The 1,434-nt window shown below is 69.9% G+C and carries 1 protein-coding gene; it reads left to right on the top strand.

What is annotated here, in order from left to right; genetic code table 11:
- Positions 1-16: 16 nt before the first annotated feature.
- Positions 17-1,434, top strand: a 1,418-nt coding sequence (locus FV223_RS27565; protein ID WP_246689834.1) for a DHA2 family efflux MFS transporter permease subunit, incomplete at its 3' end; no start/stop codon positions are given.

Below are 1,434 nucleotides of genomic sequence, written 5' to 3'. Positions count from 1 at the left end.
GCGAGGCCCTGCCGCGATGAGCGCCGCCGCGGCGATGCGCGGGCCCGAGGCCAAGGCCAGCGCGCGCGACTGGCTCGCGGTGTTCGGCGCGATCCTCGGCGCGTTCACCGCCATCCTCGACATCCAGATCACCAACGCCTCGCTCTCCGACATCCAGGGCGCGCTCGGCGCCTCCACCGAGGAGGGCAGCTGGATCTCGACCGCCTACCTGATGGCCGAGATCATCGTGATCCCCCTCACCGGCTGGCTCTCCTCGGTGATCGGCCTGCGCCGGTACCTGTCGGTGAACACGATGCTGTTCACCGCCTTCTCGCTCGCCTGCGCGCTCTCGACCTCGCTCTCGCAGATGATCCTGTTCCGGGCCGGCCAGGGCTTCACCGGCGGCGTGCTGATCCCGACCGCGATCGTCATCGTGCGCACGCGCCTGTCGAGGAGCCAGCAGCCGATCGGCATCGCGATGTTCGGGCTGACCGCCACCTTCGCGCCGGCGATCGGCCCGACGGTGGGGGGATGGCTCACCGACAACCTGTCCTGGCACTACATCTTCTACCTGAACCTGATCTTCGGCCCGCTCGCCGCCGCGATCCAGCTCGGCGCCTTCGACAGCGTGCCGGCGCGCTGGGCCGAGCTCCTGAAGGGCGACTGGATCGGCATCGGCCTGATGGCGACCGGCCTGCCGGCGCTGACCTACGTGCTGGAGGAGGGCCAGCGGAAGGACTGGTTCGGCTCGCCCGTCATCGTCCAGGCGAGCTGGCTCGCGGTGGCCGGCATCGCCGGCTTCATCGTCCGCGAGCTCATGGCCGAGCGCCCCTTCATCAACCTGCGGGTGCTCGCCAACCGCTCGGTCGGCGGATCGTGCGTGCTGATGACGGTGCTCGGCGCGGTCTCGTTCGGCTCGATCTACATCATCCCGCTCTACTGCGCGCAGATCCAGGGCTACGACGCCCAGCAGATCGGCTACGTCGTGATGTGGTCCGGGCTGCCGCAGCTGCTGCTGTTCCCGATGATGCCGCTGATCATGCGCACCTTCGACGCCCGGCTGCTGGTGGTGACCGGCACGCTGTTCTTCATCGCGAGCTGCTGGATCAACGTCGGGCTGACCCACGACGTCGGCGCGGACCAGCTGATCCTGCCGCAGCTCCTGCGCGCCGTCGGCCAGCCGCTGTTCACCATCCCGCTGTCGCAGCTCTCGACGGCGGGCCTCGCCCCGCGCGACACGGCGGACGCCTCGGCGCTGTCGAACATGATGCGCAACCTCGGTGGCTCGATCGGCATCGCGATGCTCTCGACGATGATCGACCGGCGCGAGCACATGCACTTCTCGGTGCTGGCCGAGGCGATCACCGTGAACGCCACGCGCACCCAGGAGCGCCTTGCGGCCATGGCCGCCGGCCTGCACGGGCACGTCGCCGACGCCGCGGCCGCGAAGGGCGC

Source organism: Methylobacterium sp. WL116 (assembly GCF_008039455.1).
GTDB lineage: Bacteria > Pseudomonadota > Alphaproteobacteria > Rhizobiales > Beijerinckiaceae > Methylobacterium.
Note: the sequence above shows the minus strand (reverse complement) of the source record. Positions and strands in the feature narration are given on the sequence as shown.